At 53.4% G+C, this 16,856-nt stretch carries 15 protein-coding genes; 9 read left to right on the top strand and 6 right to left on the bottom strand.

Features of this window, described 5'->3' with window-relative positions; all coding sequences use genetic code 11:
• Positions 1–531 precede the first annotated feature (531 nt).
• Complete coding sequence (locus AC6HVW_RS17370) at positions 532–1,074, top strand: fimbrial protein (RefSeq protein WP_071682219.1); 543 nt, start codon at positions 532–534, stop codon at positions 1,072–1,074.
• Positions 1,075–1,227: 153 nt separating this feature from the next.
• Here AC6HVW_RS17370 and degP read toward each other — a convergent pair whose 3' ends face one another.
• Together degP and dgt are read right to left on the bottom strand one after the other, a co-directional pair.
• A complete protein-coding gene (gene degP, locus AC6HVW_RS17375; RefSeq protein ID WP_071682218.1) occupies positions 1,228–2,634 on the bottom strand; it encodes a serine endoprotease DegP in 1,407 nt (468 codons plus the stop codon).
• Between the two features lie 193 nt (positions 2,635–2,827).
• The gene (dgt, locus tag AC6HVW_RS17380) at positions 2,828–4,345 is read right to left on the bottom strand and encodes a dGTPase (protein ID WP_071682217.1); all 1,518 of its coding nucleotides are present in this window, start codon (positions 4,343–4,345) and stop codon (positions 2,828–2,830) included.
• Positions 4,346–4,483: 138 nt separating this feature from the next.
• On the opposite strand from dgt, the gene mtnN reads away from it, so the two are divergent.
• From mtnN to AC6HVW_RS17400, 4 genes are all read left to right on the top strand, one after another.
• Complete coding sequence (gene mtnN / locus AC6HVW_RS17385; protein WP_024483476.1) at positions 4,484–5,185, top strand: 5'-methylthioadenosine/S-adenosylhomocysteine nucleosidase; 702 nt, start codon at positions 4,484–4,486, stop codon at positions 5,183–5,185.
• A 1-nt stretch (position 5,186) separates the two neighbouring features.
• Positions 5,187–5,993 carry a vitamin B12 ABC transporter substrate-binding protein BtuF gene (gene btuF / locus AC6HVW_RS17390; RefSeq protein ID WP_071682216.1) on the top strand — a complete coding sequence of 269 codons (807 nt, stop codon included), beginning with the start codon at positions 5,187–5,189 and terminating at the stop codon, positions 5,991–5,993.
• Positions 5,990–6,604, top strand: coding sequence for a TRIC cation channel family protein (locus AC6HVW_RS17395; RefSeq protein ID WP_059199769.1), 615 nt, complete (start codon positions 5,990–5,992; stop codon positions 6,602–6,604). Before btuF ends, AC6HVW_RS17395 begins: the two co-directional genes overlap by 4 nt.
• Positions 6,605–6,828: 224 nt before the next feature.
• Entirely contained in the window at positions 6,829–7,065 is a 237-nt protein-coding gene (locus tag AC6HVW_RS17400; protein ID WP_071682215.1) for a hypothetical protein, read from the top strand.
• 54 nt (positions 7,066–7,119) lie between these two features.
• Here AC6HVW_RS17400 and erpA read toward each other — a convergent pair whose 3' ends face one another.
• Positions 7,120–7,464, bottom strand: coding sequence for an iron-sulfur cluster insertion protein ErpA (gene erpA, locus AC6HVW_RS17405; protein ID WP_021179368.1), 345 nt, complete (start codon positions 7,462–7,464; stop codon positions 7,120–7,122).
• Positions 7,465–7,553: 89 nt separating this feature from the next.
• Positions 7,554–8,981, bottom strand: coding sequence for a H(+)/Cl(-) exchange transporter ClcA (gene clcA / locus AC6HVW_RS17410; RefSeq protein ID WP_071682214.1), 1,428 nt, complete (start codon positions 8,979–8,981; stop codon positions 7,554–7,556).
• 177 nt (positions 8,982–9,158) lie between these two features.
• Between clcA and hemL the strand changes: the two genes are divergently transcribed.
• Positions 9,159–10,448: a glutamate-1-semialdehyde 2,1-aminomutase gene (gene hemL, locus AC6HVW_RS17415; RefSeq protein ID WP_071682213.1), complete on the top strand. Its 1,290-nt coding sequence runs from the start codon at positions 9,159–9,161 to the stop codon at positions 10,446–10,448.
• 37 nt (positions 10,449–10,485) lie between these two features.
• Here the strand turns inward: hemL and ampE are convergent, their stop codons facing one another.
• On the bottom strand, positions 10,486–11,340 hold the full coding sequence (ampE, locus tag AC6HVW_RS17420) for a beta-lactamase regulator AmpE (RefSeq protein WP_071682212.1): 855 nt from the start codon (positions 11,338–11,340) through the stop codon (positions 10,486–10,488).
• A gap of 354 nt (positions 11,341–11,694) precedes the next feature.
• Positions 11,695–12,057 (bottom strand): hypothetical protein, encoded by a 363-nt coding sequence (locus tag AC6HVW_RS17425; RefSeq protein WP_071682211.1) that lies wholly within the window; start codon positions 12,055–12,057, stop codon positions 11,695–11,697.
• A gap of 381 nt (positions 12,058–12,438) precedes the next feature.
• On the opposite strand from AC6HVW_RS17425, the gene nadC reads away from it, so the two are divergent.
• The 3 genes from nadC (at position 12,439) to AC6HVW_RS17440 (ending at position 16,838) form a co-directional block, all read left to right on the top strand.
• Entirely contained in the window at positions 12,439–13,329 is an 891-nt protein-coding gene (nadC, locus tag AC6HVW_RS17430; RefSeq protein WP_071682210.1) for a carboxylating nicotinate-nucleotide diphosphorylase, read from the top strand.
• A 474-nt stretch (positions 13,330–13,803) separates the two neighbouring features.
• Positions 13,804–14,307, top strand: coding sequence for a CS1 type fimbrial major subunit (locus tag AC6HVW_RS17435; RefSeq protein ID WP_071682209.1), 504 nt, complete (start codon positions 13,804–13,806; stop codon positions 14,305–14,307).
• 275 nt (positions 14,308–14,582) lie between these two features.
• Positions 14,583–16,838 carry a TcfC E-set like domain-containing protein gene (locus tag AC6HVW_RS17440; RefSeq protein ID WP_071682208.1) on the top strand — a complete coding sequence of 752 codons (2,256 nt, stop codon included), beginning with the start codon at positions 14,583–14,585 and terminating at the stop codon, positions 16,836–16,838.
• The last annotated feature ends 18 nt before the right edge of the window (positions 16,839–16,856 follow it).

Here is a 16,856-nt window from a genome sequence, read left to right on the forward strand (position 1 = left end):
GATGATAAACCAACGTTCAGCATACCGACGCGCCTCTACGGGCACATTGTGCAGATGCCCAAATGCGTTTTGGCCGGGCACAAGTTGTGTTCAAACTCACAGTTTTTAGCCCTATCGAGTAAAGCGAGGCGTCACCACTTCATCCTTATCGCAGACCCGTATACGGCTTAGGTTGGCTTCTATGTCGTCATCCTCTTTCTTCATCATAGAAGAAAGCACATTAATTCTTTATGATTTAGGCAATAGTTTATTACCATGCCATCTATTTAAATTAACCATGACATACCACTTTCATTGACAATCGCCATGACCACATTTAATTTACCTCAAAAAATACATAACGGAAGCTTATGTCAGATCGCTGGCACTAAAATCATCGATGCTATCAAATTATGACATCAGAGTTTTCCTTTTTTACCCATTAACTTCATTAGTTGATCTTAATCACATTTAGTGAGGTGTTATTTGGTTTTTTTCCAATTACGATGACGTTGGTTTTCAACCAAAATAAAATCATCACAAGGAAGGGAAATGAATAAGTTTTTACCTCTATTTTTAACCTCTGTTTACCTCTCAATAAGTTCGTATGTGGCAGCGGCCGATGGAGAAGTTGACTTCACCGGAAGCATTACGGATGTCGCCTGTACGGTGGAAAACGATACGTCCAATCCGTTAACCGTGGTAATGGGAACCGCGCATGCCTCTTACCTCAGAGGAGGCTCCGGCAACACAGGAAGATTTGCCAACCCGGTTTATTTCTCTATTCGATTAACGGACTGTCCTGCCGCTCTAGATGGTAAAACTGCACAGGTAAAGTTTGATGGCATTCCCGCCACCAGTGATAATAAGGTTTTGGCATTGACGCCGGAAAATAATGTTGCGACTGGTGTGGGGATCCAAATCACCAATGAAACAATGACGACTATTATTCCTATTTTTCAGGCCTCACCTGATTTTACTTTACATGCTGGCTTTAACGAATTACGTTTTGTTTCTCGCTATGTCGGTTTTTCAGATACCATTACTCCTGGTGTAGCAAACTCTACTGCGAACTTTACTGTCGTTTATAACTAACAATCTCAGTGTTTTTTATAACAAAAAAGTTGGTTTGTATCTTCCAACCTAACTTTACTAGCGTAAAAATAGCTACTGGCTTTTATTTTATTGAAACGCTGGGCAAAAAAATAGGCACGCCGAAGCGTGCCTATGTGCGATATCGCTATGATATTACTGCATCAGCAGATACAGCGTCGAGTCGCCACGTTGGATGTTCAACGCCAACACCGCAGGCTTGCTGTCGAGCACCTTACGCAGTTCGCCCAGGTTATTGATCGGCTGCTGGTTCACACCCATGATCACGTCGCCTTTTTTCAGCCCGATGCGCGCAGCGGCACTGCCAGGTTTCACCTTCTCAATCTTCACACCTTTCACTTTGTCGGTGCTGTTGCTCAGTTCTGCACCTTCAATACCGGTGTAAATATTGCTGGAATCAACCTGCTCCTGGCTGCTTTGCTCAAGCGTTACGTCAATGGTCACCGGCTTGCCGTCGCGGATAATGCCCAGCGCCATCTTGGTGCCCACCGGCAAGCTGCCAATTTCGGCACGGAACGACGCAAAGCTGGAGATGGCTTTACCGTTCATGGTGACAATCACGTCGCCGGCCTTGATACCGGCCTTGGCAGCGGAGGATTTCGGCACAACCTGGCTGACGAATGCGCCACGCTGGGCGTCCACTTTCATCGCTTGCGCCAGCTCGGAGTTCAACTCGGTACCCATGATGCCCAGCTCACCGCGTTTCACCTGGCCATATTCCACCATTTGCGAGGTCAGGTTTTTCACCATGTTGCTTGGAATAGCGAAGCCGATACCAATGTTGCCGCCGTCCGGCGCCAGGATCGCGGTGTTAATGCCAACCAGCTCACCGTTCAGGTTAACCAACGCACCGCCGGAGTTACCCCGGTTGATCGCCGCATCGGTCTGGATAAAGTTTTCGTAGTTTTCAATGTTCAAACCGCTACGCCCCAAGGCAGAAACGATCCCGGAGGTCACTGTTTCACCCAGGCCATACGGGTTACCGATCGCCACGGTGTAATCACCCACGCGCAGCTGCTCGGAATCGGCCATTTTGATCGCTGACAGGTTTTTGGCGTCTTTCAGTTGGATCAACGCGATATCAGAACGCGGATCCTTGCCGATCACCTTGGCTTCAAAGCGACGGCCATCGCTCAATTGCACCGTGATCTTGCTGGCATTGTCTACCACGTGGTTGTTGGTGACCACATAGCCTTTGTCCGCATTGATGATGACGCCTGAACCCAGGGCTTTAAAGGCTTCCTGGGTAGTTGGCCCACCCGGTGCGCCACCTTGGCACATTGGGGATCCCTGGAAGGGTGAACCATCCTGGCAGAACGGCGACATTTGCTGTACCGTTTTCGCATTCACCGCGGCACTTCCTTCCACGTTAATGCTTACCACTGAAGGCATCACTTTTTCCAACATCGGTGCCAGGCTTGGCATCGGTTGGGCGCTAGTGGAGGCAGAAGCCGTTTCTGCGGCGTTGGCGGTCGTTACCGGACCCATTGCCAAACCAATACTCAAAGCCAGGGCGCTTAAAACCAGTGCTGTTTTTTTCATCTGTGTGTCTCTTAAAAGTCGTTCAAAAAGGAATACCGGGTCTTGGTGCTTAGTAAGAGCCTGCTGATAAGCTGAAGTTCCCCTGGTGCGGCTGGCTAATAGTAAACAAATATTGTCGGTCTTTACAAAACTAGAAATAATGTTCCAGCTTGAGAGTTATCTCGCTAAAATAAGCGAGAATTATCTCATGATTTTATTCCGCTGCCATTAAACGACGATATTCATCATAGGCATAAAGGTCGGTCATGCCGCTGATATAATCCTGTAACAACCGCGCCCGGAAATAATATTCCCTAATAGCCTGCTGCTCGGCAGAAAGATGCTGCAAACCTTCCACCGCCTCAACATAGGCCAGGCGATGTTTGGTCGAAAGCTTGTGAAACAGCCGCGTTTCAATCGGAAACGCCCGGTGGCTGTCTTCCCGCACCAACTGGCTGAAATCGGCCAGCGACATGGCCAGCAGCGGGCTATAAATGTCCAGCAGGCCGTTGATCACCCGGTAACCCTGGAGTTCCAACTGCTCCACTTCCGGGTGGTTGAACACGTGTTTGAACGCAACGTTCTTGAAGATAGCCAGCAGACGGCAAGCCGGGCTGGCATCCTCCAACAAGGCTCCGTTAAAGTGGCCGTGATACACCGAGTCCAGGTTATCGATAAACCGCTGGGCCGCATGGGGAACCAATTTGGCAACGGTAAATACCCGCAGGTACATAAAGAACTGATCTTCTGAACTGCGGCGCGCTGCGCTGCGCTCAATTTTGCGAAACGCACTGGCCACGGTCTTATCAAACAGATCTCCTGGAGCAATCTCGCCCCATTCCTGGATTAAATGCTGATACAACTGTTCCACGGTAAAGATGTTCTTTTCTACCGCGTCTTCCAGATCGGCCACGCAATAAGAAATATCATCAGCGGCTTCCATAATATAAGTGAGAGGGAAACGATCGAACTCTCCCATATGTAATTCACGCCGCAAGCGATCGACAAAGGCTTCTTCGGCCAGATAAAACCCTGGCTTCTTCATCAGATAGCTGTGGCTGGCGGGAATATCGCTCGCCCAATAGGCCGGACGGGTATATTTCAGGATGCAGCCTACCTGCGCATAGGTCAGGTTCAATTTCAGCAACGTGTAGACCAGGCGGATCGCCTGAGCATTGCCCTCAAAATGGCTGAGATCGTGGCGAATACGGCTGCGCAGCCGGTTGAGGTCGCTCTCCCCTTCATGCAGGCGTAACACCTCTACCTGGCAACGATCGTGGCTACCCGGCTCACTGCCACAGCTGGCCGGATCGAGCCGCTGGCGGAACCAGTCGTTGATAGCAGATTCACCAAAATGGCCAAACGGCGGATTGCCGATGTCGTGCATCAGGCAGGCCATTTCGACAATGCTCTCGAAAGGATCGAGCAGCTTGCTCAGGCCGAGCGCATCAATACGCTTTTCCTGTTTGAAGCGGTTGAGGATCTCTTTGGCAATATGCCGCCCCACCTGTTGCACTTCCATCGAGTGGGTCAGACGGCTGCGCACCGCCGCGTTACGCTCCAGCGGAAACACCTGCGTTTTCTGCTGCAAACGGCGTATCGCCGCAGAATTGACGATGCGACCGCGATCGCTCTCGAACTGGCGAATGATGTCGTACTCTTCTTCGGCTTCAATCGGCTTGCTAAAAGGCCGCTGAAAGCTGATCTTCTGCTTAAAGTCGATCCCGGACATCTGTTTCTCCTCCCGTTGCGCATTCCCTCCGTGATAACAATTCCCGGCGGCGGATGCAACGGTATTGCGGATTATCTCTCTCACAGAGCCATGATAGACTATGGCGCAATTTCCATACCCTATCAGCGAGTATTATTTATGAAAGTAGGCATCATCGGCGCAATGGAAGAAGAAGTTACCCTGCTGCGCGAGCAAATTGCGAACCGCCAGACCCTGCAACGTGCGGGTTGTGAGATCTATACCGGCCAAATCAACGGCGTGGAAGTCGCCCTGCTCAAATCGGGCATCGGCAAAGTGGCAGCGGCCCTGGGTACCACCCTGCTGCTGGAACAGTGCCAACCCGATGTGGTGATCAATACCGGTTCCGCCGGTGGCCTGGCCGCTACGCTGAACGTGGGTGATATCGTCGTGTCTGAAGAAGTGCGCTACCACGACGCCGACGTGACCGCCTTTGGCTACGAACCGGGCCAGATGGCCGGTTGCCCGCCAGCGTTCGTTGCCGATCCTGCGTTGATCGAGTTGGCGGAAAACTGCATCAAGCAGCTTAACCTGAACGCGGTACGCGGCCTGATTTGCAGCGGTGACGCCTTTATTAACGGTGCCGAGCCTCTGGCCCGCATCCGCAACACCTTCCCAACCGTTGCCGCCGTTGAGATGGAAGCCGCCGCCGTTGGCCACGTTTGCCATCAGTTCGGCACGCCATTCGTGGTGGTACGCGCGATTTCCGACGTTGCCGATAGTGAATCCCATATGAGCTTCGACGAGTTCCTGGCGGTGGCCGCCAAGCAGTCCTCGCTGATGGTCAATGCCATGCTGCAAGCCCTGGCCAAGCGCGGTTAATGTGAAGCTGCGTCTGTGCGCCCTGCTGAGCTGGCTGATCCTGGGGATGCTGCTGCCTGCCAGCGCCGCCCAACGGGTGATCAGCCTGGCACCGAGCACCACGGAGCTTGCCTATGCGGCCGGTATGGGGGATACCCTGCTGGCCGTCAGCGCTTACTCCGATTACCCCCCTGCCGCCAAGCAGCTGGAACAGGTCGCCTCCTGGCAAGGGATCAACCTGGAACGGATCCTGGCGTTGAAACCCGATCTGGTTCTCGCCTGGCGTGGCGGTAACCCCCAGCGGGTATTGGATCAGCTCGCCTCCTTCGGCATCCCGATTTTTTATGCAGATGCCAAAAATATTGACGAGATCGCCCAGTCGCTGGATGCGTTGGCGCAGTACAGCCCTCATCCAGAACAGGCACATCAGGCCGCTGCCAGCCTCCGCCAACAGGTAGAGGAGCTGAAAATGCGCTATGCCAGCAATTCGCCAAGGCCAGTGCTGCTGCAGTTTGGCACCCAACCGCTGTTCACCAGTTCGGCGGCCACGTTGCAAAGCCAGGTGCTGTCCTTGTGCGGCGCTGAGAATATCTTTGCCGATAGCCCCGTGCCTTGGCCGCAGGTGAGCCGTGAGCAGGTGCTGGTGCGTAAACCGCAGGCCATCGTGATCAGCGGGAATGCCCAGCAGATCGCCAATGTGAAAGCCTTCTGGGGCCCACAGTTGGACGTGCCGGTGATTGCCCTTGAGGAAGATTGGTTTAACCGTGCCGGGCCACGCATCATGCTGGCGGCACAATCACTATGCGGTCAATTGGAGGAGATCCATTGATGGTATTTTGGCTGGATATTCTTGGTACGGCGGTGTTTGCCATTTCCGGCGTGTTGCTGGCGGGCAAATTACGGATGGATCCCTTTGGCGTATTGGTACTGGGGGTAGTGACCGCGGTCGGCGGCGGGACGATCCGTGATATGGCGCTCGCCAACGGCCCGGTATTCTGGGTAAAGGATCCCACCGATCTGGTGGTGGCGATGATCACCTGTGTGCTGACGCTGCTGCTGGTACGCCAGCCGCGTCGGTTGCCGAAATGGATCCTGCCGGTGCTCGATGCCATCGGGCTGGCGGTGTTCGTGGGGATCGGCGTCAATAAGGCGTTCGCCGCAGGCAGTGGACCGCTGGTGGCGGTCTGCATGGGAGTGATCACCGGTGTCGGCGGCGGGATTATCCGTGACGTGCTGGCCCGTGAGATCCCGATGATCCTGCGAACCGAGGTCTACGCCACCGCCTGCATCGTTGGCGGAGCGGTGCACGTCACGGCGTTCTACAGCTTTGGTATGCCGTTACAGCATGCCATGATGTTAGGGATGATCATCACGCTGGGCATCCGCCTGGCCGCCATTCGTTGGCATCTTAAACTACCGGCGTTTATCCTCGAACAGTAATTCTTGCCTCCGCCAGCTTCGGCGGAGGCTTTGCTGTTAATCAGTATATTCGACTATTATATAAGCAATGTGCTATTATTTTGCGCTATTAAAATGCGCTTGAATAATGTAATCATCCAGTTAACTCTTCGTTAAAAATTATCCCGCGCCATTAAGTTCCGTTCACTTTTGCCGATAGGTCCTATTGCTGTGGCCTGCGGATAGGTATTGTTTTGAATTTAAGCATGAAGAAAAATCTTTTGATCGCCAGCACACTGTTGTTGAGCAGCAGCGTGCTGGCCGAAAACACCAGCGGCAAGATGGGTATCAGTCTGACGATTGTTCCCACCTGCAGCGTAACCACGACCGGCAACACGCCACAGGTGGAGTGCGGCAATGGCACAGTCTTGCAACCGAAGATGAGCCATAGCAAACGGGTAGTAGACGATCGGGAAAGCGAACTGATCACCGTGGAATGGTAGGCACAAAAAAACCCGCGCACCATGCCGGCTGGCGGGTTATTTAACGGCGGCGGATCAGATACTGAATGAAGAACCGCAGCCGCAGGTGGTTTTGGCATTCGGGTTAGTTACGATAAAGCGTGAACCTTCCAACCCTTCGGTGTAATCCACCGCGCCGCCAACCAGATATTGCAGGCTCATCGGATCAACCACCAGCGCAACGCCCTGTTTCTCGATGGTCATATCGCCGTCGTTGATCTTGTCATCAAACGTGAAGCCGTACTGGAATCCACTGCAGCCACCACCGGTAATGTAAACCCGCAACTTCAGGTTTGGATTCTCTTCGTCAGCAATCAGGAATTTCACCTTGCTTGCTGCTGCCTCGGTAAATTGCAGGGGCAGTGCTGTTTCATCACTCATACTCGTTACTCCCAACAGTGTTTCACATCAGGCGACGACGACGGTAACCTGATTAATGGTGCTGATTATCTAATACCTGAGTGTTGCGTTCAAGTATTCACCGCATTTGTTGTATTTTCTTTACCTGTTTTCTCGGCCAATGCCTGCTGCTGCCTTTGTAAGGTGCGGGCTAAAATGGCGGAATACAATGGCTTACCGCCCAGGAACTGCGCCACCAGGGTCGCGCCGAGGCAGGTAATAATCATCGGCAAAATCAGCTGATAGTTATCGGTCATTTCCAATACCAGCACAATACCGGTTAATGGGGCACGCACGGTAGCGGCAAACAGCGCCCCCATGCCCGCAATAGCAAAGGTGCCAGCCTCAAGCCCATACTCTGGGAACAGATGAGCGCCAAAAAGACCAAAAGCGGTGCCTAGCAGCGTTCCCAGGGCGAGCATCGGTGCAAAAATACCGCCCGGTGCGCCTGAACCGAAGCAGAGCACCGTGGTGATCACCCGTGCGATAAAGATAAACAACAGCATGCCGACGCTGTAATTACCCGCCGCCGCGATCGGGATCAAGGCCGAACCGCCACCCGCGGCTGCTGGCTCGATCAGCCCAAGCACGCCACAAGCGCCCCCTAGCAGAGCACCAATCAGCAGGAACTTGCTCATCTTACCACCATGAAAACGGGCAAACATATCCTGGGTACGAAACACCAGTGCGTTAAACATCACCCCCACCGCGCCAAACACCGTCCCCAGCACCAGGTACAACCACAGCGTATTGAGCGGTGCCGAAGCGAGTTTACCCACCTCGATCAGCGGACTTTCACCATTAAAAATGCGAAAGACAATGCTCGACATAATCACGCCGATAAACACCGCCTTGATGGAGATCAGGTTGTAACGAAACTGCGGCCGCATCTCTTCGATCACGAACAAGATCCCCGCCAGAGGCGCGTTGAACGCGGCGGAGAGACCCGCTGCAGCACCGGTGGCCAGCATGGAGTGGCGCGCTTCCGCACTGCGCATACGGAAAATATCCAACACCATTCGCCCGGCATTGGCCCCCATCTGTACCGTCGGCCCTTCACGCCCTAGTACCATGCCTGCACCGAGCGTACCCATACCACCGATAAATTTCACCGGGATAACCCGCCACCAGCGCACCGGGCGTAACTCTTCCAGTGCCCCTTCGATCTCTGGTATCCCTGATCCCCCCGCCTCTGGCGCAAAACGTTTGACCAGATAAAAGCCAAAAGCGGCCAGCATGGCTGACAATATAAACGCCAGCGGCCACACCAGGAACCAGGAGTTGGCAACAGAGGCCAGGCCCGACAGCCGCTGCTGCTGCACCCACTCCACCGCTTTATCAAAAGCGACGCCCAACAATCCCGCCAACGTCCCTACCACCGCCGCCATGATCAGGATGACAACCGGCGTTTTATCCTGGCGAATAAACTGACGGACTCTATAGTTGCGAGTCAGGCTCACGCCTGAAGCCGCAGGAGGCTGTTGCTGTAATTCAGTCATAGTGGGTTCATTATTGAATTGAAAAATCAGACTAATAGCGATGTAAGCTATTCTAGCTCAGTCGTTGTCTTACCGCCCCCTCAAAATAGGTATCGGTCTATGATCGTTTCATAACTCCGTACTCTCCACTAGAATAGCGCGGTCAAATCATTCAAAAGCAAACCCAGGAGCCGGTTTATGAGCTTACACAGTAAGTCCGAAAGTCTGTACGCCCAGGCGCAACAGCTGATCCCAGGCGGAGTCAACTCCCCAGTGCGTGCATTCACCGGTGTAGGCGGTACCCCGCTGTTTATCGAACGTGCCGACGGTGCCTATCTGTTTGATGCCGATGGTAAAGCCTATATCGATTATGTCGGTTCCTGGGGCCCGATGGTGCTGGGCCATAACCATCCGGCGATCCGCAATGCGGTGATCGAGGCGGCACAGCGCGGCCTGAGCTTCGGCGCACCTACCGAGATGGAAGTGAAAATGGCCGAGTTGGTGACCAATCTGGTGCCAACCATGGATATGGTGCGTATGGTGAACTCCGGTACCGAAGCCACCATGAGCGCCATTCGTCTGGCCCGTGGCTATACCAACCGCGACAAGATCATCAAGTTTGAAGGCTGCTACCACGGCCACGCCGACTGCCTGCTGGTGAAAGCCGGTTCCGGCGCACTGACGCTGGGCCAGCCGAACTCACCGGGCGTGCCGGCAGACTTCGCCAAGCACACGCTGACCTGTACCTATAACGATCTCGACTCCGTGCGTACCGCATTCGAGCAGTACCCTTCAGAGATCGCCTGTATCATCGTTGAGCCGGTCGCGGGCAACATGAACTGCATTCCACCGCTGCCAGACTTCCTGCCGGGCCTGCGCGCCCTGTGTGACAAGTATGGTGCGCTGTTGATCATTGATGAAGTGATGACCGGTTTCCGCGTCGCGCTGGCCGGTGCTCAGTCTTATTACGATGTGGTACCAGATCTGACCTGCCTGGGCAAAATTATCGGTGGTGGCATGCCTGTGGGGGCCTTCGGTGGCCGCCGTGAAGTGATGGCCGCTCTGGCACCTACCGGGCCGGTGTATCAGGCTGGTACGCTGTCCGGCAACCCGATTGCCATGGCCGCCGGTTTCGCCTGCCTGACCGAGGTTTCCCAGGTTGGCATTCACCAGACCTTGACCGAACTGACCAACAAGCTGGCAGAAGGCCTGCTGGCAGCGGCCAAGGCAGAGAATATTCCGTTCGTGGTCAACCATGTAGGCGGCATGTTCGGGCTGTTCTTTACCGATGCGCCAACGGTCACCTGCTATCAGGACGTGATGGGTTGCGATGTCGAGCGCTTCAAGCGCTTCTTCCATCTGATGTTGGATGAGGGGGTTTATCTGGCCCCGTCGGCGTTCGAGGCTGGCTTTATGTCTGTCGCACACAGCGAGGAAGATATTCAGCGCACCGTCGATGCCGCACGCCGCTGCTTCGCCAAGCTGTAATCTGCTGGCGGGCGCTACTCTGCGCCCGCCGTTACCTTCAGAGCAAGGTACCGTAAATCGTCAATATCGCCACCACCACCACCACAATCAGAGTCACTTTACGCGCTAACGTTACCGCGGCGCGCGGCGTCTGAACCGGGTCCATATGCGGTTCACGGGCCAGAGAGAACTGCGCCAAACGCGTCAATACCTGATACTGCGAAGTATGACGATCCCCCAGCGAAGCAAACCACGCGGGCAGCGCCCTTTCGCCATGTCCAATCAGCGCATACGCTACCCCTGCCAGACGAACCGGGATCCAGTCCAACACATGCAGCAGGAAGTCGATCCCCGTTTGCGAGCGTTGCAGCGGTGTATGATGCCGTGCCAGCCAGGTTTGGTAGGCCCGCAGAAAAGCATAGCCCGCCAGAGCGAGCGGCCCGTATGGCCCGCACACCGTAAACCAGAACAGCGGTGCCAAATAGTAGCGATAGTTAATCCACAACAGGGCATTTTGCAGTTCACGCAGGCGCTCTGCCTCGCTGCACTGCACCGGTAAACCGTGGATCAGCGCCAGCTCTTCCGCCATCTGATCGCTGGCGTGGGTATCGCCCTGCCGTGCGGCCTGCAAATAGGCCCGATAATGTTTGCGTGTGATCCCGGCCCCAACGCACAGCAGACCAATCACAATCCACAGCAGTAGCGCCACAACGCCGAAGAACAGGCCCTGGGCCAACCACAGAATGCCCCAGACGATAAACATCCAGACCAGGGTCATTGCCAACGTTTGTGCCAAAGAAAACCGATGCAGCCGCTGAAACACCACTTCTAAACGATGGTCCAACTGCCAGTGCTCACCCAGTTTAAACAGGCGTTCCCACGCCAAAACCAGTAACAGCGTAAACAGCGTCATTAGCTAATCCTCTCCTTCTGTCTGTTCCCCAGCATAATGCTTGCGATGGGACGAGTGCCAGCAGCAGAGTAGCATGTTTCCGCGAAGTGAATTTAATACGTTGATAATAAATGGATTAGTTACCTGCGCCGCCACATCAAGCACTGCCCCCGGCAGTCGCGGCCTGTGGATGCCAGTCAGTACAAAAGTCATCTTGACGGACACTATTTTCAGTTGCCCAAACGTAGTCCTAAAATAACGCGGTGAATGACCTATATCCAGCATCTTATTAATACTGAATATAGGCCTGATTGCCTCATGATTAAAACGTTATAGGTTAAAAAACACGTTCGTCACCATTGGACTTCAATAATATTAAGGCTGCAACACTTCCGTAACCTCAACCACGTTCACTGCAATTGTTGAATATTTGCAAGTATGCCCGTCCCGGGTGATTTCCCTGGTATCAGTGAATGGCTCTGTATAGAAAACACTGCCAGGGTATTTGGGGTCGGAAGCCACCTTGCCGACATCACCTACCTGATAGTATTGCCCATCGGATAAATCCTTAAATACGAACTGGTAGAAAGGATTTATACTGAGCAACCCATTCTCACCGACATTACGGTCATCGTTGGTCTTCCAACCGCCAGTTAGACGAACATAAGTGTTATCAATGGTATCGCCAGCCTCTGCTTTATACAGTCGATAGAGAACATTTAATGGATACTTTTTCATATTAAATCCTCGTAATACACCTGCGGTGTAAGTTATTAAAAAATTCTATTGATGATTTTATTAACCCAGACAGAACACTGTCTGGATAAACAGTATGCCAAATAGGGAAGGTTGAGATATTTAATGCGGTTGTGCTGTTGGTAGTACAACTTGCAGCATGGCTAAGGTGGTACGCCGTAGGGGCGCGGCATGTGTTAAGGTCAGATGTGGACGTAAAATTGTGGCACATTCAGTCCCCTCTCCCTGTGGGAGAGGGTTAGGGTGAGGGGGATTACAGCATCACTAACCTATTGATATTATGTAGAACTAGCGGCTGGCGCGGGGATATAAAACAGAGTAGCATGTGCACTCACCGCTTATAGCCCATTTCCGGAGTTTGCCATGCCGACCCGTCGCTACAGTGCCGACAGCCGCCGTACCGCGCTTCTCGAACGTATTGCCAATGATGTCCCTGCCACCGTCGCCCAGGCGCTGAGCGAAGATCTGGGGGGCTCCGTGGATGCCGAGCGCGATATCACCGCACAGCTGCTACCCGCAGATAAGCAGGCCAATGCCACGGTGATCACCCGTGAACCCGGCGTTTTCTGTGGCCGCCGCTGGTTGGAAGAGGTGTTTATCCAACTGGGTGGACAGGTGAAGATCGAGTGGTTGGTGGAAGATGGCGATAAACTGGTACCCAACCAGCCGCTATGCCGCCTGAGCGGCCCAGCGCGTATAATGCTGACGGGCGAACGTACCGCGCTGAACTTTGTGCAAACGCTGTCCGGCGTAGCCACGGCGGTAAGCCGCTATGTTGCGTTGCTGCAAGGCACAAAAACCCGGCTGCTGGATACCCGCAAGACACTGCCCGGCCTGCGCACCGCGCTGAAATATGCCGTGCTGTGCGGCGGTGGCAGCAATCACCGTCTCGGTCTCTCGGATGCTTTCCTGATCAAGGAAAACCATATCATTGCTTCTGGCTCGATCAAAAACGCGGTAGAGAAAGCCTTCTGGCTGCACGCCGACGTGCCGGTAGAAGTGGAAGTAGAATCGCTGGATGAGCTGCAACAGGCGCTGGATGCCGGGGCCGATATTGTGATGCTGGATAATTTCAGCGTCGAGATGATGCGCGATGCCGTTGCCCTGGCCCAGGGACGCACCCAGTTGGAAGTCTCCGGCAACGTTACCGATCAGACCCTGCGCGAGTTTGCCGAAACCGGGGTGGATTATATCTCTGTCGGGGCGCTGACCAAGCACGTTACCGCGCTCGATCTGTCGATGCGTTTTAACTGATCCTGTTATTGGCAACGCCTCTTTCTGGGGCGTTGTTGAAAGCAGGCTCACTTCTATGCTGCACCCTCAGATTGCCATTTTGTCGCCCATATCAGCATAACCACTGCATGTTCTCGATATCTCCGATCAATACCAATACATAGCCCTCCGAACTTATCACCTGCTGCATCAATCTACCGAACCGCTCCTGGCTGGAATAGAAGTATAACTAATTCGCATCGCCTATAAATAAATATTATCTTACATAAAACAAAGAATGATCCTATAGTGCCAACCACTGATAACACAGATATATCTTAGTCATTAGTCTAATCTTTATCCTATACCTTTTTGATGTTTAGTGAATATTTTGATCATGGATTGAACTCATTCCAAATAACCTTTTTTAAGGGTTATTTGTATAAAGTTCAGTAATAAACGCAGGAGACGTTTCTTAAAGATAAGGACGTCAAAAACATTTAATAAGGGAAAAACATGAAAAAGATCCTTCTGTCTGTAGTCGCTGCTGCCATTCTGTCATCCAGCATGGCTAACGCCGCCCCTGGCATCAACAAAAAAATCTCTATCGTTGCCACCATTAACGATGCGATTTTTGTTTCTAAACCGGATGGCAGCACCTGGTACGACACGGAAGAACTGTTCGCCAGCGATCGCTACCAGACTACTTTCGCTTCTAACGATCTGCCAGTGCGTATTTACAGCACTACGGACAAAGTTGATGTGACCATGGTTCAACCTTTGACCGTGACCCGTGCTGATAGCGCGCAGTTAGACGGCGTAAAAGTGACTCTGGGCGGCCTGGAATTGAGCACGGCAACCGCTGCAGAACTCACTCAGACCACCCCAGTAACAGGCGGTTTTGATAACACCTACACCCTGAAAATCACAGCTGATGCACCAACCAACGTTGCGGCTGGCGTTAGCACCAACGGTGACTACCAGGGCGATCTGGTGATGCTGTTCGAACCAATGCCATAATCTCCAACCTTTGGAAAGTTGATTATATTTGGCCTGATAGTTAGTCAATAATTGGATGAGACCCAGGCCAATAATAAATAGGGTTAGATTTTTAACCCTATTATTTAATCGTTATCACTCCATTTGTTTCGCCATGGTGATTACGGTTTGGCATCCGTTCCCGAGTTATGAAAGCATAAGAATCCATTCAATAACGGACTGCTTAATATAACCGGACATTTTGGTTAAGCAATTATTCGCAGCTCTCTTTAATCTACTTATGGAACGGACTTTCCATGGCCAAAGCTATCCCAGGATGGGCAACCGGATTATTGCTGTTGGCACCATCAGCAACAACCTATGCAGATACTGCCCAAATTGAATACCAGGTTCCTGCGGGTTTTTCCGAGGCCGAGCAGGATAAATCCATGCGGTTTCTCGCCACGCTGGACGGCAAGCCCTTACCAGGCGCGATCAGTTGGTCCGCGCAGAAGAGCCGTCTGACTTTTGATGAGGCACTGTTCCGTCAAAACGGTATCCCAACCGAGCAGATAGATCTGTTGAACAAAATGTTGACGCAGATCCCCTACGCCGTCTGCCCCAACGGTTGCGACTATAGCATCAGCGGTCAGGTCATTTCTCTGGACAAGGTCAAGCAGTCGATCACCATCACCGATGGCAAGCAGCGTTACGTGCAGCCACACACCACGATGGGATTTATCCATAACCAGGCGCTGGATGTGCGAACCGCGTCAAACAACTACCACTCGGTTGCGGCGACGGGTCAGGCCTATCTTGGCATGCCATTCCAGAGCTATGGCTACCTGAACTGGTATTACAACGAGAGCAAAAGCTACGATACCCAGACTAACGATCAGGGTGCCAGTACCTGGTATCTGCAGAAAAACTTCTCCAGCACATACCTGCGCGGTGGTCGCCAGGATAGCCGGGATTATGCTGCTGGCAGCGTCAGCACCACCATCAGCCCGAGCTTTGACCAGTTCGTCACCCTCGGCAGTCAGGATAATCTCAAACGCGATAACCAGTCGGCCGGCAAGATGGTGCTGTTCGCCACCAGCGATGGTGACTACGAGTTCTACCGCGACGGGCGGCTGATCCGCCGCCTGCCTGCCACCCTTGGCCGCAACGAGATTGACTTCAACCAGTTGCCAGGCGGCTTCTACAGCGTGGAAATCCGGCTGGTCAACCGCAGTGGTCAAGTGGTTAGCCGCGAAAATCAACAGGTTGCCAACCTGAACTATGGCGCGGGAACGGGCTGGTTCGTGACCTTGGGTAAGGAGCTGGATACTCAGGAAAACCTGGCGAGCGCCGGGGCCAACTTCCGTACCCACTGGTTTGCCATGAGTAGTGCACTGCTCAAGGGTACGAGTAACAAATGGGCGATGGAGCATAACCTCACCCGGCCCATGCAGGTTGACGATGTAGACGTCACCCCCACCGCGGGTGTCATGGCGGGCGAGAGGAGCGTCGGTGGCTATGCCAGCCTGAGCGTTGGCAGCCCACTATTAGGCTACCTGAGCGCCTCACGGTACCAGAATACTACGGTATCCGAGTTCTATCGGGGCAATGACAGTAGCACGCTGTCATACAATCGGCAGTTTGGAGCAACGCGTATGGCCTATCACTACAGCCGTTTCGCACGCAGCGAACGCCACCAGTTACAAAGCACCTGGAACTGGCGCGGTAACGGGGTTTGGGCGGTAATTTCTGCCGGTCTACAGAAGGGCGGATTTGATACCAGCAACAACAACTACGGGCTGTTTCTGAATACCACCATCATGTTGGATCGTAACACAGGAACGTTCAATGCCGCTTATAACGACGGTAAATTGCACACTGGCGGTAGCTATAGCCGTGAGTTTGAAGACGTCAACGGCACCACCTACGCCGGAGTGGACTTCAGTGAAATCGGCCGTACCAACGCCATTGGCGTCAACGCCCGCCGCAGCGGTTCTCGTGGTGACGTATCAGGCCGCATTGGGGTAGACGACCGCATTACCAACACCAGTTTTAACTACAACGGCATGCTGGCGGCAAGCCGCGACGGTATTGCCTTGGGACGTACCAGCTCTGGTGGTACTGCAATGCTGGTGACTACGCCTGTATTGGGGGATATGAAGTACGGATTCAAGGTTGAAGGCTCTCCGGTTGCCGGTGGCAGCACTTATGCGGTGCCACTGGCCAGCTATCAGGACGTGGCCTTCGCCCGCGCGCAGTCGGTGGATAGCAATACGGACATGAACATTCGTCTACCTGCCAACATCCTTCGCGCCCATCCAGGACAAGTGTACCCGGTGATGGCCGAGGTCGAAATGAACCTGCTGTATAACGGTTTTCTGATGGACAGCCACGGGCTACCTGTGAGCGGTATGCTGCAAGAAACCGGCGATACCGTCTACCCGAACGGCATGTTCTCGGTAGCGACCTCGATGATGCTGCAGGTGGTCACCGTTAATGGCAAACAGGGGCGTTATCAATGCGATCTGAGTCAACGCCAGAATAACAACCGTTACCTCTGCCAGCATCTGTAAGGGTTGGCAAGTAACGCA

The sequence above is a fragment of the Serratia sp. NCCP-200 genome (assembly GCF_059697885.1).